Origin of the sequence: Longispora albida DSM 44784, assembly GCF_000379825.1 — a bacterium.
GTDB lineage: Bacteria > Actinomycetota > Actinomycetes > Mycobacteriales > Micromonosporaceae > Longispora > Longispora albida.
In genome coordinates, this window is sequence record NZ_KB903835.1 from 471147 (window position 1) to 498113 (window position 26967).

Sequence of the window (26967 nt, forward strand, 5' to 3'; positions counted from 1 at the left end):
CCTCACCGGTACACCTTGAGGACTACGGCGCGCCCCCTAGTGATGCGACCGCCGAGCTACGCGAAGTCCAGTACAGAGGCGGACGCCCGCGGACGGCCACCGCCATAGCGTGGTCAGCATGAACCAGAACGCGTCAGCAGTGGCCGCCATCGGCCTGAGCAAGCAGTACGGCACGGGCGAGGCCACGGTCGTCGCCCTCGACAACGTCAGCCTCCAGTTCGCGCCGAGCCAGTTCACGGCGATCATGGGGCCGTCGGGCTCGGGGAAGTCCACGCTGATGCACTGCCTGGCCGGGCTCGACCGGCCGAGCGCCGGCACGGTCCGGATCGGGGAGCACGACGTGACCCGGCTCGACGACAAGCGGCTGACGCTGCTGCGGCGCGACCATGTCGGTTTCGTGTTCCAGAAGTTCAACCTGCTCCCGGCCCTGTCCGCCGCGGAGAACATCATGCTGCCGTTGTCGATCGCCGGGAAGAAGGTCAACGGCAAGTGGTTCAGCCAGGTCGTCGCGGCGGTCGGCATCGCTGACCGGCTCGGCCACCGGCCGAGCGAGCTGTCCGGCGGCCAGCAGCAGCGCGTCGCGGTGGCCAGGGCGCTGATCACGCAGCCGCTGGTCATCTTCGCCGACGAGCCGACCGGCAACCTCGACTCGCGTTCGGGCGCCGAGGTGCTCCGGCTGCTCCGCGAGGCCGTGGACAGCCTCGGGCAGACGGTCATCATGGTCACCCACGACCCGGGCGCGGCCTCGGCGGCCGACCGGGTGGTGTTCCTCGCCGACGGCCGCCTGATCACCGAGCTGCACAAGCCGACACCGGACCGGATCCTCGACGTCATGGGCAGCCTCGACAAGGCCACGGCGGTCGCGGCCTGATGTTCAAGCTGACGATCAAGTCGCTGCGGGCCAACGCGGTCCGCCTCGTCCTTTCCTCACTCGCGATCGTGCTGGGCGTGGCGTTCATCGCCGGCACGTTCGTGTTCACCGACGGGCTCAAGGCCGCCTCCTACGAGAAGGTCGGCAAGCTCGACCAGAAGACCAGCGTCGGCGTGGCCCTCTCCGAGACCGCCTACCGCAACGGCACGTCAGACAGCCGCCCCGGCTTCGACCAGGCCACTGTGGACAAGGTCGCGGCCCTGCCGGGCGCCAAGGCCGCCGAGGGCGTGATCCGGGTCTCCGGCGGGCTGATCGGCGCGAACGGCAAGCCGGTACCGGGCTACGGGATGCTCTCCAGCATCCCCACGAACAAGGATCTCCAGTCCTACGAGGTCACCTCCGGCCGCCTCCCCGAGCGCGAGGGCGAGATCGTCGTCGACACCCGCACGGCGGACAAGCAGGGCTTCAAGGTCGGCCAGCAGGTCAAGGCCGGCGGCGACGCCGGGGCAGGGGTGTCGCTGACCCTGGTCGGCATCGTGAACGTCGAGGGCACGCAGATCGACTTCGGTGGCCCGTTCATGGGCGTGACCGGCTCTGAGGTGATGAAGCTCAGCAGCACCAAGAAGTTCGAGGGCATGGTCGTCGCGGCCAAGCCGGGCGTGACCGACGAGGCGCTGGCCAAAGAGGTCAAGGGCGTCGTCGGCGACCTCGGCGACGTGAAGACCAAGCAGCAGCTGCTCGACGCCGGGCTCGCCCAGGTCGTCGGCCAGGTCGACCAGTTCAACTATGTCCTGCTGACCTTCGCCGCCATCTCGGCCTTCGTCGCGGCGTTCGTCATCGCCAACACGTTCACCATCGTGCTCGCCCAGCGGGCCAGGCAGACCGCGCTGCTCCGGCTGGTCGGTGCGACCCGTGGCCAGGCCTTCCGCTCGGTCGTGCTGGAGTCTGTCGTGGTGGGCCTCACGGCCTCGGCGGCCGGCATCGTCGCAGGTCTCGGCGTCGCGGCCGGGCTGGAGGCGATCCTGCGCAAGATGGGCCTGCCGTTCGAGGGCGGCTTGGTGCTCACCTGGCAGACCGTCGTCATCTGCCTCGTGCTCGGCACGGTGATCACGGTCGTGTCGACCCTGGTGCCCGCCTGGCGCGGTACGCGGGTCGCGCCTGTCGCCGCGCTGTCGGACGCTGCGGTCGAGACGGCCCGCAAGGTCGGCAAGGTGCGCATCGTCTTCGGCGGGCTGATCCTCGCGGCCGGCGTCGCCAGCCTGGTCTTCGCTGGCGTCCTGGAGACGTTCCTGTTCGTCGGCCTCGGCGGCGTGCTGACCTTCACCGGCATCGTGATGTTCGGCCCGGTCCTGGTGCCGGCCCTGGTCCGGCTGCTCGGCTGGCCGCTGGGCAAGCTGTTCGGCGCGACGGCCAAGCTGGCCACCTCCAACGCCATCCGCAACCCGCGCCGGATCGCCGCCACCGCCACGGCGATGGTGATCGGCATCGGGCTCGTCTCGGCCTTCCAGGTCGGCGGCGAGAGCGCGAAGGCCGGCATCGTGAAGTCGATCGACGCGAACATCGGCGCCGACTTCATGATCCAGTCCTCGGGTGGCGAGGTCAGCCAGGACGTCGTCGACCGGCTGAAGAAGCTGCCGGAGCTGCGCGCGGTCACCGAGCCGCGGAACCGGGTGGAGAACGAGATCCTCATTTCCTCCGCCCACCCGGAGTTCGTCAAGCCCCGCAAGGGCAAGGTCGTCGACGGCGACCCGGGCAAGCTCGCGGCCGGCACGGCAGTGGTCTCCGAGCCGACCGGCAAGAAGGTCGGCGACAAGGTCACGGTCAACGGCAAGTCCTTCGAGGTGGTCTCCGTCCTGAAGTACCCGGAGGTCAACAAGAAGCCGGACACCGAGAAGCGGTACGCGATCACCGACGCCGACTTCACAGCCCTCTACCCGGAATCGCGGCCCTTCGAGGTCAACGCCGCCCTGGCCCCCGGCGTCAAGCTGGACAAGGCCCGGGACACGGTGAACACCCTCCTCCAGGACTACCCGACGCTGACCCTGATGGACCGGGCCGCGTACAAGCAGCAGCTCACCTCCACAGTGGACGTCATGCTGGCCTTCGTCACCGCCCTGCTGGGCCTGGCCGTGGTGATCTCCCTGATCGGCGTCGCGAACACCCTGACGCTGTCGGTCGTCGAGCGCACCAGGGAGAACGGCGTGCTCCGCGCCGTCGGCCTGACCAGCGGCAGGCTCCGGGGCATGCTGGCGGTCGAGGCGGTCATGATGGCCGTGACCGGCGCGCTGCTCGGGGTGGCCCTGGGTGCCGCGGTGAGCGCGGGAGCGGTCAACTTCATGAACACCCTGAGTGGCGGCGACCAGTTCGCGCTGGTCGTGCCGTGGCTGAAGCTGTCGGTCATCCTCGGGATCGCCGGCCTGGCAGCCCTGGCCGCCTCGGTCCTCCCGGCCCGCCGCGCGGTGAACCGCCCCGTCGTGGAAGCACTGGCCGCCGAGTAACAACCGCTACACAGGACCCCTCACGCCCCCGAGGCGTGAGGGGTCCAGCCCGTCATGCGTAAGGAATGGGCTTCGTGCCGAGTCCCTTGAGGACGGACGCGAACCGCTTGCCCTTCGGCGCACCCAGGAAACACCGGTAGAAATGATTGCCGGGCTTCAGATCCGGAGCCAGCGGCCCGATCCATATGTTGAACACCTCGGCGTTCGGCCCGCCCAGGTACTTCACGCCCAGGGCCTCGCACTGCTTGATGGCCATCGTGTTGAGATCAGCGGCCGTGGACGGCAACGCGTGCACCGGCAGCTCGACGAACCCGGTGAATTCGGCGGTGTGCGCGCCCGAGCAGTCGGCTACGTGGGCGATGTCGCTGAGGCTGTTGTTCTCCCACCGGAGGTCGGCGCATCCCAGCTGCATGCCGGGGTTCTTCAGCGCATCGTGCAGCCTCCCCGTCCGGGCGACGAACTTACGGGAGATGATCGTGCTCGTCTCGGCCATGACGCAGGAGAACCAGTCCGGCCCGTGGAAGTACTCCAGCTCGACGCGGCCGGTGAGGTAGTCGGCCCCCAGGATGGCCTTGGCCTGGAGCGTGCACAGGTCGAGCTGCGCCTTGCCGGGTGTGCCGACCAGTGGTCCCGAGTAGTAGGTCTCGAACTCGTGGGGCTCGGAGCAGGGTACGACTGTGCCGGTCGCCTTCGGGAAACGCGAGGCGGAGTATGGCCCCTGCGATCGCCAGCACTCGTCGGCTCTCAGCACCGGGGGGACGGGCACGGGTGGCAGGCCGGTGACCTCGGCGTCGGTGCGGACTGTCACGGTGCACCCGGCAAGGAGCAGGCAGGACAGCAGTAAGACGCCGAGGGTCCTCATGGGGGCTGAGCGTAGAGCGCGCCCGGGGCTGTGGTCAGCCCCGGGCGCTTCGTGAGTCGGATGACGGTCAGGACAGCGGCACGCCCTCGGCGGCCACGGTCGGGTCGTTGCCCAGCTCGATGATCTGGTTCTTCGCGTTCACGTGGACGACCTTCGGCAGGTAGGACTTGGCCTCGGCCTCGTCCATCTGCCCGTAGGCGATCATGATCACGAGGTCGCCGGGGTGCACGAGGTGCGCGGCCGCGCCGTTGATCCCGATCACGCCGGTACCCCGCTCACCAGGGATGACGTAGGTCTCCAGCCGGGCGCCGTTGGTGACGTCGACGATCGCCACCTTCTCGCCGGGCAGCAGGTCCGCGGCGTCCAGCAGGTCCTCGTCGATGGTCACCGAGCCGATGTAGTGCAGATCGGCCTGGGTCACCGTCGCGCGGTGGATCTTCGACTTCAGCATCGTACGCAGCATCAGCACACCTCCACGGGCGCGTTGTCGATCAGACGGGTGGTACCGACCCTGGCTGCCACGAGCAGCCGTCCGGGGCCGGGGGTGGCCGGGCCGAGCAGGGTGTCGGTCAGAGCCAGGTAGTCGAGGTCGACGCCGGTCAGCTCGGCCGCCGCGGCGTCGAGGATCTCGGCGGGGGTACCCCGGCGGCAGGCGAACAGCGCGCGGGACAGGGCCAGCGCCCGCTCCCGGTCCTCCGCCGACAGGTACCTGTTCCGGCTGGACAGCGCGAGACCGTCGGCCTCGCGTACCGTCGGCACGCCGACGATCTCCACGCCCATGTCGAGGTCGCGGACCATCTGCCGGATGAGGGCGAGCTGCTGGTAGTCCTTCTCGCCGAAGTACGCGACGTCGGCACGGGTCAGCCGGAGCAGCTTGTGGACGACGGTCAGCATGCCGGCGAAGTGGCCGGGCCTGCTGGCGCCGTCGAGGATCTCGCCGGTCGGGCCGGGGTCGATCCGCACGGACGGGGTGACCGGGTAGATCACGTCGTCGGCGGGCGTGAAGACCACGTCGACGCCGATCTCCCTGCACAGCTCGAGGTCGTCCTCCAGCGTGCGCGGGTACTTCGCCAGGTCCTCGTTCGGCCCGAACTGGAGCGGGTTCACGTAGATCGTGGCGATGACGTGCTCGGCCTCGGCGCGGGCCCGGCGGAGCAGTTCCGCGTGCCCGGCGTGCAGCGCGCCCATCGTCATGACCACCGCGGTGCGGCCGTCGTGCTTGGAGACGGCCGAGTCCAGCCAGACCCGGTCGGCGACGACGAGCGTCATGACTCCACCGCCAGTACCCCCAGAAGATCTTCCGCGTCGACGGCCTTGAGCCGCCCACCAGAGATGGCGCGGTCCGCGGTCCTGCGCGCGAGCGCGAGATAGGCGGCGACCGATTCGGGCATGGTCTCCGACAGCACGCCCAGGTGCGCGGCCACGGTGCCGGCGTCGCCACGGACCACCGGCCCGGACAGCGCGGCGTCGCCGAGCCGCAGCGTGTTGTCCAGCGCGGCGGACAGCAGCGGGGCGATCATGCGCTCCGCGTTGACCACGCCGGAGGAGCGCAGCAGGTCCACGGCCTCGTTCACCAGCGTGACCAGGTGGTTCGCGCCGTGCACGAGCGCGGCGTGGTAGAGCGGCCTGGCAGCCTCCGCGATGAACTCGGGCTCGCCGCCCAGCTCGACGACCAGGGCCTCGGCGATCAGTTTCAGCTCGTCGGGAGCTGTGATCCCCCAGGAGATGCCGTCGAGCCGGTCGAGGTCCTCCGCCCGGTTCGTGAAGGTCATCGCCGGGTGCAGCGCCATCGGCAGGGCGTGGCGGCGCAGCGCCGGCTCAAGAACATTGATCCCGTACGCGCCAGCGGTGTGCACCACCAGCTGCCCGGCCGGGAACTCCAGCGAGCCAGCCAGCCCCGGCAGCGTGTCGTCGGGCACGGTGAGCAGGACGAGGTCGGCCTGGGCGATCACCTCAGGCGGGGGAAGAATCGCGGTACCGGGGAGCAGCCGCTCCACCCGGCCCCGTGAGGCTGCCGAGACTGCCGAGGCGGCGGTCACCCGGTGACCGGCTCGTGTCAGCGCCGCCCCGAGGACAGCTCCGACCCGGCCAGCCCCGATGATGCCGACGCGCAGGCGTCCAGGGCGTTCGTTGTGCATGTGCGATCCAGTCCTGGTTGGGGTACCGGTCGTCGCCAGTATGAACCCCGGCCGGCGCCCCCAGACAGACTGTGTGGCGCATTGCACCTCCGTGTCCGCGGGGGAACACGGACAGCGGAAACCCGGCGTCGTCTGGCACACTCAACGCTCCCTCCGCGCCCCGCCCTCCCCGCACAAAGAGAACATTCGTGACGTCTTTCCAGAAGAAACTCCTCGGCGGTACCCTCGCCGCCGTCATCCTGATCACCGTCGCCGCCGCGGTGACCCTCGGCCCGATCGCCCTGCGCGCCCTCACCGGGAAGCCCAGCACCCCGGCTGGCGGGCCCCGCGCCGGTACCTGCTGGGCGACGAACGCGGCCGCCGCCGTGACCTTCCTGCTCGGCTACGACCGCCAGGTCGACTGCTCCCAGCAGCACGTGATCGAGTCGGCGTACGTCGGCGAGCGTGGCGACCAGTCGGAGCCCGACATGGTCAGCTCGTGCTCGGACCGGGTGAAGGAGTTTCTCGGCGACCGGTACGAGGCGGCCCAGATCCAGATGTACGTCCGCCGCGAAGCGCGCTGGTACTCGTGTGACCTCGCCGTGGTCAAGTCCCTCGACGGGAACCTCGCCGGGCGGACCGGCTCGCTCAAGGGCAAGGCGGCAGACCTCGCGATCACCTGTGGCGCCGCCAGGTACGAGCAGGACCAGGTCGAGGACCTGGACTGGGTGACCTGCCAGTCCGGCCACGACACCGAGTTCTCCGGCCTCTACACGATCTCGGCCGGGAACCTGCCGGACGACGACGAGGCCCTGGGCCAGGCCATCCTCTCCGGCTGCCTGAAGACGACCGCGAAGTACCTCGGCTGGTCCGACGACGAGCTGGAGGAGAGCGAGCAGCTCGCCTACTGGTACTGGGGTGCCGACCTGGGCCAGGCCAAGCTCGGCTACCGCACGTTCAAGTGCTTCGCCAGCACGTACGACGAAGGCACCCTGACCGCCTCCGTCAAGAACATCGGCACGGGCACCCTGCCCCTCAAGTGATCCGAAGAGAACATTCGTGACGTCTTTCCAGAAGAAACTCCTCGGCGGTACCCTCGCCGCCGTCATCCTGATCGTCTGCTGCGCCGCCGTGCTGGCAGGCCCCCGGCTCGTGGCCGAGTTCCGGAGCAGGGTGGCCAAGCCAGCTGCCGGCGACGCGCCCAAGGCTGGCACCTGCTGGGACGCGAAGCCGAAGGCCGAGAGCGGCTTCCCCGAGTCGTACGGCTCCCAGGCCCGCTGCGGCGACGTGCACCTGATCGAGACCGTGTACGTGGCCAAGCGCGGCAGCGAGACCGATGCCGGCCTGGTGACCTCGTGTGTGGCCGAGCTGGAGAAGTACCTCGGCGGCCGGTACGAGGCCAGCCAGCTCCAGCTCAACATCCGCACCGTCGCGGCCTGGTACTCGTGTGACGTGGCCCAGTCCCCGTCGCTGGAGGGCAGCCTCACCGTACGGAAGGGCTCGCTGCGGGGCAGGTTCGCCGAGGTGGCGCTCGCCTGTGGCGCCGGAGAGTACAAGGGCGAGTCGATCACGAACATGACGTTCGTCTCGTGCCAGGGCGACCACGACAGCGAGTTCGCCGGCCTGTACACGATCGCGGCCACCAACATGCCAGAGGACGACGCCGCGCTGGAGAAGGCTGTGTTCGCCGGCTGCTCGAAGACCGTCGCCGGATACCTGGGCTGGACGACCGCCGAGCTGGAAAGGTACGAGAAGCTCAGGTACTGGTACTGGGGCTCCGACCTGGAGAACGCCAAGGCCGGCCACCGCACCTACCAGTGTTTCGCGAGCACCTTCGCCGGAAGCACCCTGACCTCCTCCCTCAGGAACATCGGCAGGGCCACGCTCCCCATCAAGTAGCAGTCCCGGGAAGCCCCCGAGTGACGCAACCAACCGAACGGCCGCGTCACCGACGGTGCAGACTGTGGGGATGCACAGACTCTCCGCGCCCGAGCCGGGCTGGTTCGAGACCACGGACGTGCTGGTCGTCGGCTCGGGGATCGCCGGGCTGACTGCCGCGTTGCACCTGCGCGAGGCGGGCCACCACGTCACTGTCGTCACCAAGGTCAACATTGACGACGGCTCGACGCGCTGGGCGCAGGGCGGGATCGCCGCTGTGCTGCATCCGCTGGACACGCCGGAGGCGCACGCCGACGACACGCACGTGGCCGGCGTGGGCCTGTGTGACCCGGTGGCCGTGAAGGTGCTGACCGAGGAGGGCCCGGCCCGGATCAGGGAACTGATCCGGATGGGCGCGACCTTCGACCGCAACCCGGACGGCTCGCTGATGCTGACCCGTGAGGGCGGGCACCACGCGGACCGGATCGTCCACGCCGGCGGCGACGCCACGGGGGCCGAGGTGCAGCGCGCGCTCCACGCCGCTGTCCGCCGCGATCCCTGGATCCGTCTCGTCGAGCACGCCCTCGTCCTCGACCTGCTCAAGGACAGGACAGGCCGGGCGGCGGGCATCACCCTCCACGTCCTCGGCGAGGGTACGGAGGACGGCGTCGGCGCCATCCTCGCCCGAGCCGTCGTCCTCGCCACCGGCGGCCTGGGCCAGATCTTCAGCGTCACCACGAACCCGGAGGTCTCCACAGGGGACGGCGTCGCTGTCGCGCTCCGTGCCGGGGCCGTCGTCACCGACCTGGAGTTCGTCCAGTTCCACCCCACCTCCCTGTACCTCCCGGGCACCCGCGCCCAGCAGCCCCTCGTCAGCGAGGCGCTCCGCGGCGAGGGCGCGCACCTGAAGGACAGCCAGGGCAACCGGTTCATGCTCGGCAGGCACGAGCTGGCCGAGCTGGCCCCGCGTGACATCGTCGCCAAGAACATCACGCGCGTCATGCACGAGGAGGGCACCGAGCACGTCTGGCTGGACGCCACCCACGTCCCGGACGTGACGAACCGATTCCCGACCATCACCGCGTACTGCCACGCGGCGGGCATCGACCCGACCGCCGACCTGATCCCGGTCGCGCCGGCCGCGCACTACGCCTCGGGCGGTGTCCGTACCGACCTGCACGGCCGCACCAGCATCCCCGGCCTGTACGCCTGCGGCGAGGTCGCGTGCACCGGCGTGCACGGCGCCAACCGCCTCGCGTCGAACTCCCTGCTCGAGGGCCTGGTCTTCTCCCGGAGGATTGCGGAGGACATCGCGCGGGAACTCCCTTCACAGGCAGATCCCGTGTTCGGCGGCGCAGAGCAGAAGGTCGTCGACGAGGCGATCCGGCCGAAGCTCCAGCGCGCGATGTCCCGTCACGCGGGCGTGCTGCGCAGCGAGTCCTCGCTGGACGCCGCGTCGGCCACGCTCACGGAGCTGGGCGGCCACCAGGGCCGTCCGCGCAACGTGAGCTGGGAGGCCACGAACCTGCTGACCGTCGCGAACGGCCTGCTGCGCGCCGCCGCGTACCGGAAGGAAACCCGTGGCTGCCACTGGCGGGAGGACTTCCCGGAGGCGCAGGAGGCTTTCCGCGGCCATGTGCTGCTCGGCCTGGACACCATGACCTGGGAGGACATGTGAACATTTCCACTGTGGACGCCCGAGAGATCGATCGGATCGTCGCCACGGCGCTCGCCGAGGACCTCGGCCCCAACGGTGTCGACGTCACCTCGATGGCGACGATTCCCGAGGACCAGACCGACATCGCAGAGCTGGTCGCCCGGGCCGACGGCGTGGTGGCAGGCCTGGAGGTGGCCGCGGCTGTCTTCCAGGCCACCGGCCCCGTCAAGGTCGATCTTCTGGTCTCCGACTCCGATTTTGTACGCGAGGGTACGGTGCTCGCCACGTTCGAGGGCCCGAGCCGCTCCCTCCTGATGGCGGAGCGCACCGCGCTCAACCTGCTGTGCCGGATGTCCGGCGTGGCCACGCACACCCGCCTGTGGGTCGAGGCCCTCGAAGGCACGAAGGCCCAGGTCCTCGACACCCGCAAGACGACGCCGGGCCTGCGCGCCCTGGAGAAGTACGCCGTGCGGGCCGGCGGCGGCACCAACAAGCGCATGGGCCTGTACGACGTCGCCATGATCAAGGACAACCACAAGCTCGCGGCCGGCTCGATCTCCGTCGCCTACGCCCGGGTACGCGAGACGTTCCCCGACGTGACGATCCAGGTCGAGGTGACCACGCTGGACGAGGCGGTCGAGGCGGTCTCCGTCGGCGCGACGTTCCTGCTGCTGGACAACATGACACCCGGCCAGGTCCGCGAGATCGTGGCGGCCGTGGGCGGACGGGCAGAGCTGGAGGCCACCGGCAACCTGACGCTCGATAAGGTTCGGGCGTACGCCGAGACGGGCGTCGACTATCTGTCCGTCGGGGCGCTGACCCACTCGTCACCCATCATGGACATCGCGCTGGATCTGCGGAGGTAGACGTGTTGCTCGCCATCGACGTGGGGAACACCAATACGGTGCTGGCTACCTTCGAGGGCGAGCGGCTCGTGCACTCCTGGCGGATCAAGACCGATCCGCGTTCGACGGCCGACGAGCTGGCCCTGACCTACAAGGGCCTGCTCGCCTCCGATTCCGTCCAGATCACGAGTGTCGCGGCCTGTTCATCGGTACCCGCTGCGCTGCGCGAGCTGCGCTGGATGCTCGACCGCCACTTCGGCGGCGTCCCGGCCGTGGTGGTCGAGCCCGGCGTCCGCACCGGCGTACCCCTCGCGATCGACAACCCGAAGGAGGTCGGCTCCGACCGGGTCGTCAACACGCTGGCCGCGTACCAGCTCTACGGCGGGCCGTCCATTGTGGTCGACTTCGGTACCGCGACGAACTTCGACGTGGTCGGCCCGAAGGGCGAGTTCATGGGCGGGGCGTTCGCGCCCGGCATCGAGATCTCGATCGACGCGCTGGCCGCCAGGGCAGCCCAGCTCCGCAAGGTCGAGCCGATCCGGCCGCGTTCCGTCATCGGCAAGAACACCGTGGAGTGCCTTCAGTCCGGCCTGGTCTACGGCTTCGCGGCGCAGATCGACGGGCTGGTGCACCGGATGGTCGCCGAGCTGGGCGGCTCGGTCGCCGCCGTGATTGCGACCGGCGGGCTGGCCCCGGTGGTGATCGAGGAGTGCGAGACGGTCACCGCGCACGAGCCGCTGCTCACGCTGATCGGCCTGCGCATGGTCGCCGAACGCGTCCGCTAGCTAGCCTCTCGGCAGCCGCCGCGCCCGCATCGCCACCGTCACGTACGGCAGCTCGAAGGGCTGGGGCATCGGCGCGACCAGCGCGCGCAGCTCGTCCTCCACTTCGGCCTGCCGTTCGGCCGTCGCGGTCAGGTAGTACGAGCGGCTGCGGACCAGGGAGATCAGGGTGTCGGCGGTGTGCGCCGTGACGTGCCGGTAGGTCGTGCGCTCCGTCTGGCCGAAGGCCGGCCCGAAGTCGCCCGGCACCTCGTGCAGCACGGACTGCGCCTCCGACTCGGCGATCTTCGAGATCTCGCGTACCCAGTCGACCGACTCGTCCCGCAGGTTCCACACGGGACCGAAGATCCCGCCGTCCTTGAGCACCCTGGCCGCCTCGTGGTGTGCCCGCCCGGGATCGAACCAGTGGTAGGCCTGCGCGGCGACGACGGCGTCCACGGAGGCGTCGGGCAGCGGGATGGCCTCGGCCGTACCGGCCAGTGCCGTCACCGACGGCCCGATCAGCGCGCGCATCGCCGGGTCGGGCTCGACGGCGATCACCTCGTGGCCCAGCCTGGCCAGCAGGCGGCTGAAGATCCCCGTACCGGCGCCCAGATCGGCGACCCGCAGCGGGGACCTGCCGAGCAGCCAGGTCGCTGCCTCGGCGGGGTAGGAGGGTCTTATCCGGTCATAGAGGTCCGCGGCAGGCCCGAAGGACAGGGCCTTGCGGGAGAAGTCGAAGGCGTCCATCGGAGGGGAACCTATACCTTTCAGTGCATACAAGAAAGGTGCAAGTCTGGCGGTCCAGGTCGGACAGCGGGTCGCGTTCCGCTCACCGGACCACGCGCTGTGGCCGCCGCCGGCCGCGGGGCCGGACGGCCGGGCAGGTCACGTACCGTGCCGGCCCGTGTTCGCAGGGTTCTAGCTCCCGGTAAACGGGCGGCCAGCGGCCGGTAAAATTTACGGAATCCCCACGCTCGGCGGTGGCCGCCGTACGCCCGCCGCAGTCGTCACCAGGTAAGACATTGACAACTATCTCCGTATCTGCCTGAAGCGCACCTTAAGAGATGAGTGGGTGACGGAATCGCGGCAGGTTGATTTGGTGGCAGTGAAATTCTGGCGCCCTTTAGCCGCGTCGTCACCGATCGTGATTGGCCCGTCCCTCTCCAGGCCTTCGCTACTTGTATTCGTCCCGGCAGGACGCCCGGCGGCCGAAAGCCCCGCGCTTTCCCGGCGGCTGTCATCGCGCCGTCATCACACCGTGATCGGGTACTTCCGCGCGGATAGATTCGTACAAAGGTTCGATACCGGACAGTGGAAAGCCGGCCGGGAACCCCGCTCGGGCCGGCTGTGCGCGCGGGAGGAAGGAAGACGCAACCCTGGGCGCCAAAGGATCATGCCGCCGGATTTTTTGCCGTCACTGGGTACTCGGCGGCCACATTCATAGTCACCGTAGCCGCCAAGCCATGCACGTGGATGGCCTTGATGCCGCCTTGATGGCCCGTAGATGGGCTTGTTCGGCCAAAGCCTGTGGTAAATGAATTGTCGCAGGCGCTTTTCTTTCCCTACTGCGTGGGCTATCTTTCTTTTAATTTGTTGGGAAAGAAGGGAATAGCCGTGGCACAGAAGGTGCACGTCGTCCTCGTTGACGACCTCGACGGTGGTACTGCCGACGAGACCGTGAGCTTCGGGTTGGACGGGGCGAACTACATCATTGACCTGTCCAGCGAGAATGCGAAGGTACTCCGCGAGTCCCTGGCGAAGTACATCACCGCAGGCCGCCGCCAGCGCGCCGGAGCTGGGCGCCCGGCAGCACGCCAGGCGACGGCCGCAGCCCGCACGGGCGGGGCGAACGACCGGGAGCAGAACAAGGCGATCCGGGACTGGGCCGTCCGCAACGGCCACAAGGTCTCCAGCCGTGGCCGGATCTCGCAGGACATCGTCGACCTGTACAACACGCAGGCCGGCCGCTAAATAGCGCCAGCGAAGCAGCAACCGCCCGGCCCCTGGTCCCTGGGGGCCGGGCTTGCTTTTTCGCTCTTGGCGTAGCGCCCGAGCAGGGGGAACACCTCAAACAGGCCGTTGGTTAGGGCAAACAGGGAGCGCAAGCCGTCCAGGGCCCGCGACCCGGCGTCAAGCTACCCCGGAAGTGTCCGGGGCCAGCGATAGAGTAAGGGCACGGATACCAGGAGGTGTCCGCGAGCACACCCGGTGCCGTGACACACCCAGAGGCCACCGCGCACGTGAGGAGCACGAGGAATGTTTGAGAGGTTCACCGACCGCGCGCGGCGTGTTGTCGTCCTGGCCCAGGAAGAGGCCCGGATGCTCAACCACAACTACATCGGGACGGAGCACATCCTGCTCGGCCTGATCCACGAGGGTGAAGGCGTGGCCGCCAAAGCGCTGGAGAGCCTCGGGATCTCCCTGGAAGGCGTGCGCCAGCAGGTCGAGGAGATCATCGGCCAGGGTCAGCAGGCGCCGAGCGGGCACATCCCGTTCACGCCCAGGGCCAAGAAGGTCCTCGAGCTGTCCCTGCGCGAGGCGCTCCAGCTCGGTCACAACTACATCGGCACCGAGCACATCCTGCTCGGCCTGATCCGTGAGGGCGAGGGCGTCGCGGCCCAGGTGCTCGTGAAGCTGGGCGCCGACCTCAACCGGGTCCGCCAGCAGGTCATCCAGCTCCTCTCCGGTTACCAGGGCAAGGAGCCGGCCGCGGCTGGCACCACCACGGAGGCCGCCCCGTCGACCTCCCTGGTGCTCGACCAGTTCGGCCGCAACCTGACCCAGGCCGCCCGTGAGGGCAAGCTCGACCCGGTGATCGGCCGGGAGAAGGAAATCGAGCGGGTCATGCAGGTGCTGAGCCGCCGGACGAAGAACAACCCGGTCCTGATCGGCGAGCCCGGCGTGGGCAAGACCGCGGCCGTCGAGGGCCTGGCCCAGAAGATCGTCAAGGGCGAGGTCCCGGAGACGCTGAAGGACAAGCAGCTCTACACCCTCGACCTGGGCGCGCTGGTGGCCGGCTCGCGGTACCGGGGTGACTTCGAGGAGCGCCTGAAGAAGGTGCTCAAGGAGATCCGGACCCGCGGCGACATCATCCTGTTCATCGACGAGATCCACACCCTGGTCGGCGCCGGTGCCGCCGAGGGCGCGATCGACGCGGCCTCGATCCTCAAGCCGATGCTGGCCCGTGGCGAGCTCCAGACCATCGGTGCCACCACCCTCGACGAGTACCGCAAGCACCTCGAGAAGGACGCGGCCCTCGAGCGCCGGTTCCAGCCGATCCAGGTCAGCGAGCCCTCGCTGGCGCACACGATCGAGATCCTCAAGGGCCTGCGCGACCGGTACGAGGCGCACCACCGGATCTCCATCACCGACGCGGCGCTGGTCGCGGCGGCCACCCTGGCCGACAGGTACATCTCCGACCGGTTCCTGCCGGACAAGGCGATCGACCTGATCGACGAGGCCGGCGCCCGGATGCGGATCCGCCGGATGACCGCCCCGCCGGACCTCCGTGACTTCGACGAGAAGATCGCCCAGGTCCGCAAGGACAAGGAGTCCGCGATCGACGCGCAGGACTTCGAGCGGGCCGCGCAGCTCCGCGACAAGGAGAAGACCCTGCTCGGCCAGAAGTCGCAGCGGGAGAAGGAGTGGAAGGCCGGCGACCTCGACATCGTCAGCGAGGTCGACGACGAGCAGATCGCCGAGGTCCTGGCCAACTGGACGGGCATCCCGGTCTACAAGCTGACCGAGGAGGAGCAGTCCCGGCTGCTGCGCATGGAGGACGAGCTGCACAAGCGGATCGTCGGCCAGGTCGACGCGGTCAAGGCTGTCTCCAAGGCGATCCGCCGGACCAGGGCCGGACTGAAGGACCCGAAGCGCCCGGCTGGCTCGTTCATCTTCGCCGGTCCGTCCGGTGTCGGTAAGTCCGAGCTGTCCAAGGCGCTGGCCGAGTTCCTGTTCGGCAGCGAGGACGCGCTGATCCAGCTCGACATGTCGGAGTTCCACGACCGCTACACGGTCTCCCGGCTCGTCGGCGCGCCTCCCGGCTACGTCGGCTACGACGAGGGTGGCCAGCTCACCGAGAAGGTGCGGCGCAAGCCCTTCTCCGTGGTGCTGTTCGACGAGATCGAGAAGGCCCACCCGGACGTGTTCAACACGCTCCTCCAGATCCTGGAGGACGGCCGGCTCACCGACGGCCAGGGCCGGATCGTGGACTTCAAGAACACGGTCATCATCCTCACCACCAACCTGGGTACCCGTGACGTGGCCAAGGCCGTCTCGCTGGGCTTCCAGGCCTCCGAGGACACCGACGCCAGCTACGACCGGATGAAGACGAAGGTCAACGACGAGCTCAAGCAGCACTTCCGGCCGGAGTTCCTGAACCGGATCGACGACACCATCGTCTTCCACCAGCTCTCCGAGCCGAACATCCTCGAGATCGTCGACATCTACGCCGCCCGGATCGAGGCCCAGCTCAAGAACAAGGACATGGGCCTGGAGCTGACGGAGAACGCCAAGAAGTACCTGGCGAAGAAGGGCTTCGACCCGGTCCTGGGTGCCCGGCCGCTGCGCCGGACGATCCAGCGGGAGATCGAGGACAACCTGTCGGAGCGGGTGCTCTACAACGAGCTCAAGCCGGGCCACATCGTCCTGGTGGACGTCGACGGCGACCCGTACGACATCGACCAGACGAAGCTGGTCTTCCAGGCCTCGGAGAAGCCTCCGCAGGTGCCGGACGCGGTGCCGGCCGAGCTTTCCGGCGAGCCCACCACCGAATAGCCGATAGCGGTGACGAAACCGGCCCGGGTGCAGCTGCTCCCGGGCCGGTTTCGTATGCCTTACGGCAGGTAGGACTCCAATAGCGCCGGGGTCAGGTTGTTGGCCTTCATGGCGCTGAGCGCCGCGAGGAAGTCGTCGGCGTAGGCGTCGCGGAAGTGCATGAGCATAATGTCGCCCGGCTGCATCTTCCCCCATTCGCCCTGGTAGCGGACTTTCCCCTTGTCGACGGTCTGGGTCCAGTGGAATACGGCTTTCATGCCGCAGTCCCTGGCCGCCCGCAAGGTGGTCTGGTTGTACTCGCCGAATGGCGGCCGGAACAGGGTCGGCCGTTCGCCGAACAGCTTCCCGAGTTGGTCGGCGCTGCCGCAGATCTCTTGCTTCTGCCGTTCGTAGCTCAGGCTGGGCATCGACAGGTGATTGAGGCTGTGTGCCTGGATCGTGGCCCCGTTGCGATGCAGGTCGGTGAAGAAATCCGGTTTCTCGGCCGCGACCGGCCCGAGCAGGAAGAGCGTGACCGGGATTCCCGCGGCTTTCAGCAGGGCGAGTGCCTCGGGCTTCTTCACCCAGCCATCGTCGATCGTGAGAAAAGCGACGCGCTGCGTGGTCGGGATCCGGTTCAGCAGCGGCGCCGTTGGCCCACCGGCCAGAGTGATTTTCTCCGGTACCGGCGGGGGATCGAACTTCGGCAGCCGCCCGTCGAACGGACTGGCCGCCCGGCTCGGCGTCGCCGTACCCGTAGCCGTGCCCGTAGGCGAAGGAGTGGTTCCCGCGCTGGCCGTCGGCCCGGCCCACCGCCCGGCCGGCTCCCCGGTACCGCAGCCCGCGAGCCCGAGAACGGCAGTGAGCAGCAGCAGGCTGGTCCGGTGCAGTAGGCGCATCGGGCCATCTTATGGGCCGCCTGGCCGGTACCCGCTAACCGGGCAATTCGTACAGCCGCCCCGGGAGTTCCCTGGCCAGCCCGTCCTCGACCAGCCCGGCGAGCGCCCGCCCGCGCTGGACGGCATCCGGCCACACCGCGTCGAGCGCCGCCAGCGGTACCGGGTCGACGGCCTCCCGCAGCAGCGCCATCATCAGCCCCCGGACCTGCCGGTCGGTCCCCGCGTACCCCTGGGGCTTGCGAGCCGGCCCGGTCGCGGCAGGCTGCCCGGCCGCCCGCCACGCGCACGTCTCGATGACCGGGCAGTCCACGCACTTCGGAGCCCGTGCGGTGCACACCAGCGCCCCGATCTCCATGTACGCGGCTGACACCAGCGGAGCGTCCACTTCGGGCAGCAGCGACTCGCACAACGCGAAGTCCGCCGGCGTCGTCGCCGCTCCGCCGTCGGCAGCCCCGCTCACGGCCCGCGCCAGGAACCGGCGCACGTTCACGTCAACCACCGGTACCCGCTGGCCGAACGCGAACGCCGCCACAGCCCGCGCGGTGTAGGCACCAATTCCCGGCAGAGCCAGCAACCTGTCCACATCGGACGGTACAACCCCGTCGCACTCTTCCGTGATCGCGACCGCGCACGCGTGCAACCGCAGGGCCCGCCGCGGGTACCCGAGCCGGTTCCACATCCGGATCGCCTCGGCCGGCGTGTCCGCTGCCAGGTCGGCAGGCGACGGCCAGCGTTCGAGCCACGCCGTCCAGGCCGGCAGTACCCGGACGACCGGCGTCTGCTGGAGCATCACCTCGCTGACCAGGATGCCCCACGGGGTGGCTTCGGCCGCCCGCCAGGGCAGGTCGCGGGCGTGGCTGTCGTACCAGGTCAGGGCCTGGGCGGCGAGAGTGGTCATCGGTGCTGATGATGGCATGCCTGGCAACCGGCGGCCGTGCCGGGCGTGCCGGTGCCCGGGATTGTGGCTCACTCGGCTAATGTGACGGGATTATGCGATCGACGGTCGGACCCCTACCGCCCGCCGTCTACTGGCGGCGTCGAGTCATAGTGCTCGGAGCGATTCTGCTCGTCCTGCTGGCTGTTGTCTACGCCTGCCAGGGCTCAACTCCCCACGATGCCGGCGCGGTCTCCAGCCCCACGCCGAAGCGCACTGCCCCAGCTACGGCACCGTCCACTTCGGGCGGTGCGACCTCCCCGGCGACCGCGAGTCCCCAGCCGGGCGCGACATCCAGCACCACCCCGGACCCGGCCGTGGCGGCCCTGCCGCCCTGCGCGGACACCGACATCGCCGTCACGGCGGCCGTGGATCGTGACCCGATCCCGAGCGGTGCGGTGCTCCAGGTGAAGCTGCGCATCAAGAACACGTCGGCCAAGCCGTGCAGCCGCAACGTGGGCGCCTCCCAGCAGGAAGCCCTCGTACGCCAGGGCGACAAGCGGATCTGGTCCTCCGACGACTGCAACCCGCCGGCCAGCGCGAAGGACCCCGACGTCGTCGCGCTCGCCCCGGGCGTCGAGCAGGAGTTCCACACGTTCTGGCACACGACGACGACGTCCAACCAGGCCGGGTGCAAGGACAAGGTCCTCGCCCCGCTCGGCGCCTACGAGATCGTGATCCGCTTCGGCGCCAAACTCAGCAACCCACTGCCGATCAAGGTGACCTGAGCTAGTGACCTGAGTCAGAGATTTGCTGTTGGTTGGGTATGAGCCGTCCGGGTCCGAAGATTCCGCCGTTGTCTGTGTCTGATGCCGAGCGGGTTGTGCTGGAGGGCTGGGCGCGTCGCAGGTCGACGTCTCAGGCGCTGGCGCTGAGGTCACGGATTGTGCTGGAGTGCGCCGCCGGGGATTCGATTATGGAGGTGTCCCGTCGGCTGGGAATCACTCCGGACACGGTCCGGACCTGGCGGCGCCGGTTCCTGGAGCGCGGTGCGGACGGCCTGTGTGACGAGCCCCGGCCTGGCGTCCCGCGCAAAATCACCGATGCTGATGTCGAGCGGGTCATCGTCAAGACCCTGGAGGAGACGCCACGTAACGCCACGCACTGGTCGACCAGGTCGATGGCCGCGGCAACAGGCATGTCCCAGTCGGCGATCTCGCGGATCTGGCGGGCGTTCGCCCTCGCGCCGCACCGATCCGAGACGTTCAAGCTGTCGACGGATCCGCTGTTCATAGACAAGGTCCGCGACGTCGTCGGCCTCTACCTCGATCCGCCAGAAAAAGCCCTGGTCCTATGCGCTGACGAGAAGTCGCAGATCCAGGCCCTGGACCGCTCCCAGCCCGTCCTGCCGATGATCCCCGGAGTCCCTGAACGCCGCAGCCATGACTACATCCGGGTCGGCACCACCACCCTGTTCGCCGCCCTGGAAGTCGCCACAGGCAAGGTAATCGGATCCCTGCACCGCCGCCACCGGGCAGCGGAGTTCAAGAAGTTCCTGGCCAAACTCGACAAGGAAGTCCCGCACGAGCTCGACGTCCACCTCATCCTGGACAACTACGCAACCCACAAGACACCCGGCATCAAGCGGTGGCTCCTGGCACATCCCCGGTTCCGCCTGCACTTCACACCCACCAGCGCGTCCTGGCTGAACCTCGTGGAGCGGTGGTTCGCCGAGCTCACGCAGAAAAAGCTCAAGCGCGGCGTCCACCGCTCCGTCCAGGCCCTCGAACGCGACATCCGGACCTGGCTCTCCGACTGGAACGAACACCCACGGCCCTTCGGCTGGACCAAAACCGCCGACGAAATCCTCGACAAACTCGCCCACTACTGCCGACGAATCTCTGACTCAGGTCACTAGGGCGTGTCCTGCCGATCTTCGCCGGGCCGCGCCGGCCTGAGAGCACGACCGGCGGCGCCGCTCGCACTCTCAGGCTCGCGGCGACCTCGGCAAGATCGGCAGGAACCCTAGACGTACCGCTCCAGAATGGACGCCTCGGCCAGGCGGGACAGTCCCTCCCGGACACTCCTGGCCCGGGCGTCGCCCACGCCGTCCACGGCCTGCAGGTCCTCGACCGTCGCGCCGAGCAGCCGCTGGAGGCTGCCGAAGTGGTCGACGATCCGGTCGATCACCGTACCGGGCAGCCGGGGCACCTTCGTCAGCAGCCGGAAGCCACGCGGGCTGACCCCGGCCTCCAGCGCGTCCGTCGACGACGGGTACCCGAGGGCCCGGCCGACCAGCGTCAGGTCCAGCAGCTCGGTGGCCGACAGCGCGTCAAGCTCGGTCAGCGCCTCGCCGACCGGCCGGGTACTGCGCCGGGGCGGAGCCAGGTAGTCGCGGACGACCAGTGTCCGGTCGGCGTCCACGCCGGCCATCAGCTCGTCGAGCTGGAGCGCCAGCAGCCGCCCGTCCGTACCGAGCTCGATGACGTAGCCCTCGATCTCGTCGGCGATCCGCCGGACCATCTCCAGCCGCTGCACGACGGCCATCGCGTCGCGCACGGTGACCAGGTCCTCGATCTCCAGCGCGGACAGCGTCCCAGCCACCTCGTCGAGCCGCAGCTTGTACCGCTCCAGCGTCGCGAGCGCCTGGTTGGCCCGGGACAGGATCGCGGCGGAGTCGTCGATGACGTGCCGCTGGCCCGAGACATACAGGCTGATGATCCGCATCGACTGGCTGACCGAGATCACCGGGTGGCCGGTCTGCTTGGCGACCCGCTCGGCGGTGCGGTGCCGGGTGCCGGACTCCTCCGACAGGATCGTCGGGTCGGGCATCAGGTGCACGGCGGCCCGGACGATCCTCGTCCCGTCGCTGGACAGCACGACACCGCCGTCCATCTTGCAGAGCTCCCGCAGCCGGGTGGCGGAGAATTCGACATCAAGGGGGAAACCGCCGGTGCACAGGCTCTCGACCATCTTGTCGTACCCGAGCACGATCAGCCCCCCGGTACGCCCCCGGAGAATGCGCTCCAAACCGTCGCGGAGCGCTGTGCCCGGAGCCATCAGCGCGAGCGTGGCGCGCAGTGGGTCATCGCGGTCGATCGGCACGACAGCGAGTTTAGCCGGTCGGCCCGCTGGCCGCCTCCGCATAGGCCGTGGCAGCGGCGTGCAAAGCCATCCGCAGATCGGACACTTCGAGCACCCGCATCCCGTCCGGAGCCGACTGGGCCGGCTTGCGCCCGCCCGGCCCGTCCACAGCGTTCGCCGGGCCGCAACCAGGAGGAACGAGCGCCAGCCTGTACCCGAGCCTCGCCGCCTCGGCCAGCCGGCGCGGCACCGCGCCGACCCGCCGCACCTCACCGGTCAGCCCGACCTCGCCGATCGCGATCAGGTCGGGCGTGAGGGGGATGTCGTGGGTGGCCGAAGCCACGGCGAGGGCCAGCGCCAGGTCGGCGGCCGGCTCGGTGATCTTCATACCGCCGACGGTCGCGGCGAACACCTCACGATCGTGCAGCTTCAACCGGGCCCGCCTCTGGAGCACGGCGAGCACCATCGCGAGCCGCGCCCCGTCCAGCCCGCTGACCGTACGCCGCGGGCTGCCAGCCGTCTCGGCCCCCACCAGCGCCTGGACCTCGGCGAGCAATGCCCGGCGCCCCTCCATCGTGACCGTCACACACGTACCGGGCACGGCGTCGGCGTGCCGCGTGATGAACAGCCCGGCCGGGTCGGGCAGCGAGGCGATGCCGCCCTCGTGCATCTCGAAACAGCCCACCTCGTCGGCGGCCCCGAACCTGTTCTTCAGCCCGCGCACGAGCCGCAGCGACGAGTGCCGGTCGCCCTCGAAGTTCAGGACGACGTCGACCAGGTGCTCCAGCACCCGGGGCCCGGCGACCGAGCCGTCCTTGGTGACGTGTCCGACCAGGACGGTCGCGATGCCCCGCTCCTTCGCCGTGGCGACCAGCGCGGCGGCGACGGCACGGACCTGCGTGACTCCACCCGGTACACCTTCGGTGGCTGGTGAGGAAACGGTCTGCACCGAGTCGACGATCAGCAACCCGGGCTGGACGGCGTCGATGTGCCCGAGGATCGCCTGGAGGTCGGTCTCGGCTGCCATGAACAACTGCTCGTGCAGTGCGCCGATCCGCTCGGCGCGCAGCCGGACCTGGCTGGCCGACTCCTCGCCACTGACCACCAGCGCAGGGCTACCAGCCGTGGCTGCCCACTGCTGGCCCACGTCGAGCAGCAGCGTCGACTTCCCCACACCCGGCTCACCGGCCAGCAGCACCACGGCACCCGGCACCAGGCCACCGCCCAGCACCCGGTCCAGCTCGGGCACGTTCGTCGGTTTACGGCGGGCAGGCTCGGCGCTGATCGTGGCGATCGGCCTGGCCGGCTCGCTCGGCGCGCGGGCCGTCACGTTACGCAGGGCGGGAGCCTCCGCGCTGACCTCGATGATCGAGCCCCACTCGTTGCACTCCGGGCAGCGGCCGAGCCAGCGTGGCGGCCGGTGACCGCAGGCGTCGCACTGCACTGCGACCTTCGCGGCCTTGGCCCGGGGCGTCTTCGTCGTGGTCACGGAGCAACGCTAACCCACCCCTGTGACACTTCCCGCACACCAGGACAGCAAAACGGCGGTGTACCTGGTCAACCCAGGCGCACCGCCGTCAGCGCGAAAACTCAGTGACCGCCGCCGCCCTGCGTGGCCTCGCCGTGGGTCTCGCTGCTGGCGCGCGGAGCCGGAGTCGACGGCGGGCCGACCGGCACCTGGAACACCTTGGTGGTCTCGACCTGGCCCTTGTCGTTCTCGAAGGTGAACTTCATCGGGACCTGGTGACCGGCCAGCAGCTTCTCGCTCAGGCCCTTGAGCTCCAGCGCCCCGGCCTGACCCGGCGTCAGCAGCGCGTACCCGCTGCCGGCCACCGTGATGTTCAGCGGGCAGGACCCACCGGCGGCCGGAGCCGACGGAGCGGCCGAAGGCGCAGCGGAAGCCGAACCAGACGGCGTCGGCGCGGGAGCCGAGGCGGAAGCAGCCGGTGCGGCGGCCGTGCCCGCGCCCACGCTGGTGGCCTTGTCGCTCTCGGCCTTGCACAGCTTGATCGGGGTGGTGCCCTGGTTGAAGACCCGGACGACCAGCGGGGCGTTACCGCCAGCCGCGTAGCCACCCTCCTTGTACTGGACCATCAGGTCCCGGAGCGCGACGGACCCGGTGACCAGGCCGTCGGAGTCCTTGAAGGCCACGGTCTGGGTCGCGCCAGGCACCGCGGCGGCCTGGTCGGAGGTCTGCGTCACCTGGCCGGCGCTGCACCCGGACAGCGCGAGTGCTGCGACCCCAAGGGCCAGCACCGGAATGGTGGTAGTCAGACGGCTCACGGTCGGTCCTCCTCGATAGCCACAGCCAGACCGGTTGACAGCCTAGTTGTCGCAATCGAGGCCGCGGTGGCTACCCCGCCGAAATCAACCCGGCCAGCTCAGCGCCACCCCGGAGCCGCCCCGGTAGCCGCTCAGCCGGCCAGCGCGAGCAGATCCGAGCTGAAGTCGTCGACCGTGTTCGTACCGGGGATCAGCCGCGTCACCTTGCCGGTGCGGTCGAGCAGGATCACCGAGGCCTTGTCCGGTACGGGTATGCCGGCCCCGGCCTCCTTGCGGACTTGCCCCGCCGGGTCGCCCAGCCGCATGCCGAGCCCGGTCGCCGCCGGCGGCTGCTTGCCCACGAGCAGCACGGACACCCCGGACGGCACATTGTGGGCCACGCTCGTCGCCAGCGGTACGCACGTGCAGCCGTCCAGCAGCAGCACGGCGGCCGGCAGCTGGTCCTTGAACCGGACGGGTGTGCCCTTCTCGTCGGTCAGGGTGATGTCGGCCAGCCCCGGATCCGCGCTCGGCCCCGACGACGGCGCGCGCCCGAGCGGCCCGGCGATCGACAGGAGGCTGCTCAGCCCGAGCAGCAGCGCGAGCCCAATGATCATGATCGGTGCCCGCAGGATCGACCCGGTACCGAACCAGCGCCCGCGCCTGGCAGCCCAGCGCAGCTGCCTGCGGACCCTGGTGACCTCGTCAGCCAGCTCGGAGATGTCGTCGGGGATGACGATCCGGCCCCACTCGGCCGGCAGGCCTGCCACGGGCTCCCTGCCGTCGTCGGAGGGCAGCCGGGCGCCGTTGTCGTCCTCTCGCCACGTGGCCATGACCACCACCTATCGCCGTGAAGGAGACCTCCGGTACCGCACGCTTTAAGCCCTCCTTTCCACTTTCCCGCACGGCGGGGGCGGGCGCCAGAGGGCTGACGGCTCCAATTCACGGAGTGACGCTGGCCGCAGCCAGGGAGTGACACCGGCCTCACCCTAGTCCGAAATAAGGGATTGGTCCCCCATACTTGTCACTGGATCGTTACTCCATGTGGCTGCGCGGGTGCGGAGCAGCGAGGCGCGGTGGTTGTCAAGTGGCTCACATGGCCTCTGAGCTGCGGTTTTGTCGCTCAGCACACTGTCCGGACTGCTGCGGAGCGTGTTACCCTAGACACAGCGAAAGGGGTTTCAAACCTATGGCTTTCAGTGTCGGCGAGACCGTTGTATACCCCCACCACGGGGCCGCACTCATCGAGGCAATCGAGACTCGGGTCATCCGAGGCGAAGAGAAGCAGTACCTGGTGCTCAAGGTCGCCCAGGGTGATCTCACTGTCCGGGTGCCCGCTGAGAACGCCGAGATCGTCGGCGTGCGCGAGGTGGTTGGCGAAGAGGGCCTCACCAAGGTCTTCGACGTCCTCCGCGCTCCGCACACCGAGGAGCCGACCAACTGGTCGCGGCGGTACAAGGCGAATCTGGAGAAGCTTGCCTCCGGCAATCCGCTGAAGGTGGCGGAGGTCGTGCGTGACCTCTGGCGCCGGGAGCGGGAGCGCGGGCTTTCCGCAGGTGAGAAGCGCATGCTCGCCAAGGCCAGGGACATCCTGGTCGGTGAGGTGGCACTTGCCGAGAAGAGCACCAAGGACGATGCCGAGGGTCTCCTCGACAAGGTGCTCCTGGAGGCGTGACCAAGCAGCACGATCTGGCCGAGGGCCGCGGGATGACCACGCAATCCGAGCAGCGTGGTGATGTCGCGGCCCTCGTTCCGGCTGCGGGCATGGGCCTGCGGCTCGGGCCCGGAGCCCCCAAAGCCCTCCGTGATCTGGCTGGCGAGCCGTTGCTCGTGCACGCCGTCCGCCGTCTCCGTCAGGCCCCGTCCGTCGGCTGTGTCGTGGTGGCCGTGCCGCCGGGTGCGATCGAGGACGTGCGCGCGATGCTGGGGCCCGAGGTCCTGCTCGTCGAGGGCGGTGCGACCCGGCAGGATTCCGTGGCGCTGGCGCTCGCCGCCGTGCCCGGGCAGTACAAGATCATTCTGGTGCACGACGCCGCTCGTGCGCTGACTCCGCCCGCCGTGGTCGAGCGGGTCGCCGAGGCCGTGCGGGCAGGTGCCCCGGCCGTCATTCCCGTCCTGCCGGTGGTCGACACCATCAAGCAGGTCGACGCTTCCGAGCTGGTCACCGCGACCGTCGACCGCGCGGTCCTGCGTGCGGTGCAGACCCCGCAGGGTTTCGACCGCCAGACCCTGGTGAGTGCCCACGACCAGGCCGATGACGCGCTCACCGACGACGCGGGGCTGGTGGAGCAGATGGGTGTAGCGGTGCTGACGGTCCCCGGTGACGAGCTCGCCATGAAGATCACCCGCCCACTGGACCTGCGGATCGCCGAGGCTTTGCTGTGATTGTCCCCCTGGTCGGCATCGGTACCGACGTGCACGCTTTCGCCGAGGGCCGCGAGTGCTGGATCGCCGGGCTGCACTGGCCGGGCGTGACGGGGCTCGCCGGGCACTCCGACGCCGACGTCGTGGCCCACGCCGCCTGCAACGCCCTGCTGTCCGCAGCCGGTCTCGGTGACCTGGGTTCCAACTTCGGTACCGACCGGCCGGAGTGGTCGGGGGCCTCCGGCGTGGCGCTGCTGACCGAGTCGGCCCGGCGGGTACGCGAGGCGGGCTTCGAGATCGGGAACGTCGCGGTGCAGCTCATCGGGGTGAAGCCGAGGCTGGGGACCCGCAGGGACGAGGCACGGCGGGTGCTGTCCGAGGCGGTCGGCGCGCCGGTCAACGTGGCAGGGGCGACGACCGACGGGCTGGGCATGACCGGGCGGGCCGAGGGGCTCGTCGGGCTGGCGACCGCGCTGATCTATCCGGTTACGCTCGACCAGTGACTGACGAGACCGCCGATGTGTACCTGAGCCGCGCCCGGCTGCTGTTCGACCTGGAGCGCTGGCAGGAGGCCAACGGCGAGCTGGAGGCGGCCCTGGCGATGGCGCCCGCCGACCCGGATGTCCTGAGCCTGATGGCGTTGTGCCAGCTCAACCTCGGGAACTCGGAGCGGGCGGCCCAGTGTGCGGCTGTGGCGACGAGCGTGGCACCCGGGCACGAGGACGCGCTGATCACCCGAGCCTGGGTACTCGCGTCTGCGGGGGACCCGGGGCCTGCGATCGGGTACGCGGAGGAGTTGCAGCGGGAGTTCGGCGGGTCGGCGTACGCGACGCTGATCGCCGCGGCGCTGCTCGGCGTGGTGAGCGGCGGGCAGCCGGCCCTGGACGCCGCGTGGACCGCCGTACGGCTGGCGCCCGCCGATCCGGACGCCCACTGGGTACTGAGCCGGATCGCGCACCGGATGGACCTCGTCGAGGTCGAGCGCAACGCCGCCGACCAGGCCCGGGGCCTGCAGCCGTTCCCCCGGCAGCGTGCTGGGGTGTGGAAGCTGTGGTGGGCTCGCTACGGCGGGATCGCCGACGCCCAGCCCCGCTCGTCGGCCTGGCAGGAATGGCTGCCGATTATCAAGATCGCAGCCGTAGTGGTCGCGATCTTCCTAGCCCTCGCCTGGCTCGCCAAGTAGTTCACTGTGCGCGGCCGGTACACCTGAATGCCTTTGATCTTGCTCTTGATCTGA

Annotated in this window: 26 protein-coding genes; 15 read left to right on the forward strand and 11 right to left on the reverse strand. The window is 69.5% G+C overall.

Annotated elements, in window-relative coordinates:
- Positions 1 to 118: 118 nt before the first annotated feature.
- A complete protein-coding gene (locus A3G1_RS0125550) occupies positions 119 to 871 on the forward strand; it encodes an ABC transporter ATP-binding protein (protein WP_040479772.1) in 753 nt (250 codons plus the stop codon).
- Positions 871 to 3369 carry an ABC transporter permease gene (locus tag A3G1_RS0125555; protein WP_018352343.1) on the forward strand — a complete coding sequence of 833 codons (2499 nt, stop codon included), beginning with the start codon at positions 871 to 873 and terminating at the stop codon, positions 3367 to 3369. The genes A3G1_RS0125550 and A3G1_RS0125555 overlap by 1 nt, the downstream gene beginning before the upstream one ends.
- A gap of 52 nt (positions 3370 to 3421) precedes the next feature.
- Here A3G1_RS0125555 and A3G1_RS0125560 read toward each other — a convergent pair whose 3' ends face one another.
- The 4 genes from A3G1_RS0125560 to A3G1_RS0125575 form a co-directional block, all read right to left on the reverse strand.
- A complete protein-coding gene (locus tag A3G1_RS0125560; protein ID WP_018352344.1) occupies positions 3422 to 4231 on the reverse strand; it encodes a septum formation family protein in 810 nt (269 codons plus the stop codon).
- A gap of 67 nt (positions 4232 to 4298) precedes the next feature.
- Positions 4299 to 4694: an aspartate 1-decarboxylase gene (gene panD / locus A3G1_RS0125565; RefSeq protein ID WP_026212510.1), complete on the reverse strand. Its 396-nt coding sequence runs from the start codon at positions 4692 to 4694 to the stop codon at positions 4299 to 4301.
- On the reverse strand, positions 4694 to 5500 hold the full coding sequence (panC, locus tag A3G1_RS0125570; protein WP_018352346.1) for a pantoate--beta-alanine ligase: 807 nt from the start codon (positions 5498 to 5500) through the stop codon (positions 4694 to 4696). Before panC ends, panD begins: the two co-directional genes overlap by 1 nt.
- A complete protein-coding gene (locus tag A3G1_RS0125575; protein WP_018352347.1) occupies positions 5497 to 6369 on the reverse strand; it encodes a Rossmann-like and DUF2520 domain-containing protein in 873 nt (290 codons plus the stop codon). Before A3G1_RS0125575 ends, panC begins: the two co-directional genes overlap by 4 nt.
- 188 nt (positions 6370 to 6557) lie before the next feature.
- Here A3G1_RS0125575 and A3G1_RS0125580 point away from each other — a divergent pair, with 188 nt between their 5' ends.
- From A3G1_RS0125580 to A3G1_RS0125600, 5 genes are all read left to right on the forward strand, one after another.
- Positions 6558 to 7391 (forward strand): septum formation family protein, encoded by an 834-nt coding sequence (locus A3G1_RS0125580; RefSeq protein WP_018352348.1) that lies wholly within the window; start codon positions 6558 to 6560, stop codon positions 7389 to 7391.
- Positions 7392 to 7407: 16 nt separating this feature from the next.
- Complete coding sequence (locus A3G1_RS0125585; protein ID WP_018352349.1) at positions 7408 to 8247, forward strand: septum formation family protein; 840 nt, start codon at positions 7408 to 7410, stop codon at positions 8245 to 8247.
- A gap of 70 nt (positions 8248 to 8317) precedes the next feature.
- Positions 8318 to 9904: an L-aspartate oxidase gene (locus tag A3G1_RS0125590; RefSeq protein WP_018352350.1), complete on the forward strand. Its 1587-nt coding sequence runs from the start codon at positions 8318 to 8320 to the stop codon at positions 9902 to 9904.
- Between the two features lie 11 nt (positions 9905 to 9915).
- Entirely contained in the window at positions 9916 to 10749 is an 834-nt protein-coding gene (gene nadC / locus A3G1_RS0125595; protein ID WP_425411406.1) for a carboxylating nicotinate-nucleotide diphosphorylase, read from the forward strand.
- A 2-nt stretch (positions 10750 to 10751) separates the two neighbouring features.
- A complete protein-coding gene (locus A3G1_RS0125600; protein ID WP_026212513.1) occupies positions 10752 to 11513 on the forward strand; it encodes a type III pantothenate kinase in 762 nt (253 codons plus the stop codon).
- Here A3G1_RS0125600 and A3G1_RS0125605 read toward each other — a convergent pair whose 3' ends face one another.
- Positions 11514 to 12239 carry a class I SAM-dependent methyltransferase gene (locus tag A3G1_RS0125605; RefSeq protein WP_018352353.1) on the reverse strand — a complete coding sequence of 242 codons (726 nt, stop codon included), beginning with the start codon at positions 12237 to 12239 and terminating at the stop codon, positions 11514 to 11516.
- 867 nt (positions 12240 to 13106) lie between these two features.
- On the opposite strand from A3G1_RS0125605, the gene A3G1_RS0125610 reads away from it, so the two are divergent.
- The gene (locus tag A3G1_RS0125610; RefSeq protein ID WP_018352354.1) at positions 13107 to 13463 is read left to right on the forward strand and encodes a histone-like nucleoid-structuring protein Lsr2; all 357 of its coding nucleotides are present in this window, start codon (positions 13107 to 13109) and stop codon (positions 13461 to 13463) included.
- A 285-nt stretch (positions 13464 to 13748) separates the two neighbouring features.
- A complete protein-coding gene (locus A3G1_RS0125615) occupies positions 13749 to 16268 on the forward strand; it encodes an ATP-dependent Clp protease ATP-binding subunit (RefSeq protein ID WP_018352355.1) in 2520 nt (839 codons plus the stop codon).
- Between the two features lie 59 nt (positions 16269 to 16327).
- Here the strand turns inward: A3G1_RS0125615 and A3G1_RS0125620 are convergent, their stop codons facing one another.
- Both A3G1_RS0125620 and A3G1_RS0125625 read right to left on the reverse strand, forming a co-directional pair.
- Entirely contained in the window at positions 16328 to 17146 is an 819-nt protein-coding gene (locus A3G1_RS0125620) for a polysaccharide deacetylase family protein (RefSeq protein ID WP_018352356.1), read from the reverse strand.
- Positions 17147 to 17180: 34 nt separating this feature from the next.
- On the reverse strand, positions 17181 to 18044 hold the full coding sequence (locus tag A3G1_RS0125625) for an HhH-GPD family protein (protein WP_018352357.1): 864 nt from the start codon (positions 18042 to 18044) through the stop codon (positions 17181 to 17183).
- Between the two features lie 149 nt (positions 18045 to 18193).
- Between A3G1_RS0125625 and A3G1_RS0125630 the strand changes: the two genes are divergently transcribed.
- Positions 18194 to 18808 (forward strand): hypothetical protein, encoded by a 615-nt coding sequence (locus tag A3G1_RS0125630; protein ID WP_157641392.1) that lies wholly within the window; start codon positions 18194 to 18196, stop codon positions 18806 to 18808.
- Positions 18809 to 18846: 38 nt separating this feature from the next.
- Positions 18847 to 19938, forward strand: coding sequence for an IS630 family transposase (locus tag A3G1_RS0125635; RefSeq protein ID WP_026212514.1), 1092 nt, complete (start codon positions 18847 to 18849; stop codon positions 19936 to 19938).
- Between the two features lie 107 nt (positions 19939 to 20045).
- Here A3G1_RS0125635 and disA read toward each other — a convergent pair whose 3' ends face one another.
- The 4 genes from disA to A3G1_RS36835 all read right to left on the reverse strand — a co-directional run bounded on the left by disA (position 20046) and on the right by A3G1_RS36835 (position 24199).
- A complete protein-coding gene (gene disA, locus A3G1_RS0125640) occupies positions 20046 to 21167 on the reverse strand; it encodes a DNA integrity scanning diadenylate cyclase DisA (protein ID WP_051110653.1) in 1122 nt (373 codons plus the stop codon).
- Positions 21136 to 22593 carry a DNA repair protein RadA gene (gene radA, locus A3G1_RS0125645; RefSeq protein ID WP_018352361.1) on the reverse strand — a complete coding sequence of 486 codons (1458 nt, stop codon included), beginning with the start codon at positions 22591 to 22593 and terminating at the stop codon, positions 21136 to 21138. The genes disA and radA overlap by 32 nt, the downstream gene beginning before the upstream one ends.
- 101 nt (positions 22594 to 22694) lie before the next feature.
- The gene (locus A3G1_RS0125650) at positions 22695 to 23387 is read right to left on the reverse strand and encodes a hypothetical protein (protein WP_157641393.1); all 693 of its coding nucleotides are present in this window, start codon (positions 23385 to 23387) and stop codon (positions 22695 to 22697) included.
- Between the two features lie 131 nt (positions 23388 to 23518).
- Complete coding sequence (locus A3G1_RS36835; RefSeq protein WP_018352363.1) at positions 23519 to 24199, reverse strand: hypothetical protein; 681 nt, start codon at positions 24197 to 24199, stop codon at positions 23519 to 23521.
- A 356-nt stretch (positions 24200 to 24555) separates the two neighbouring features.
- On the opposite strand from A3G1_RS36835, the gene A3G1_RS0125660 reads away from it, so the two are divergent.
- Genes A3G1_RS0125660 through A3G1_RS36840 form a run of 4 tightly spaced genes read left to right on the forward strand, consistent with a single transcriptional unit; the run spans position 24556 to position 26913 of the window.
- A complete protein-coding gene (locus A3G1_RS0125660) occupies positions 24556 to 25041 on the forward strand; it encodes a CarD family transcriptional regulator (RefSeq protein ID WP_018352364.1) in 486 nt (161 codons plus the stop codon).
- 32 nt (positions 25042 to 25073) lie between these two features.
- Positions 25074 to 25751, forward strand: coding sequence for a 2-C-methyl-D-erythritol 4-phosphate cytidylyltransferase (gene ispD / locus A3G1_RS0125665; protein ID WP_026212515.1), 678 nt, complete (start codon positions 25074 to 25076; stop codon positions 25749 to 25751).
- Complete coding sequence (gene ispF / locus A3G1_RS0125670) at positions 25748 to 26233, forward strand: 2-C-methyl-D-erythritol 2,4-cyclodiphosphate synthase (RefSeq protein WP_018352366.1); 486 nt, start codon at positions 25748 to 25750, stop codon at positions 26231 to 26233. The genes ispD and ispF overlap by 4 nt, the downstream gene beginning before the upstream one ends.
- Positions 26230 to 26913 (forward strand): tetratricopeptide repeat protein, encoded by a 684-nt coding sequence (locus A3G1_RS36840; RefSeq protein WP_051110655.1) that lies wholly within the window; start codon positions 26230 to 26232, stop codon positions 26911 to 26913. The genes ispF and A3G1_RS36840 overlap by 4 nt, the downstream gene beginning before the upstream one ends.
- Positions 26914 to 26967: the final 54 nt, after the last annotated feature.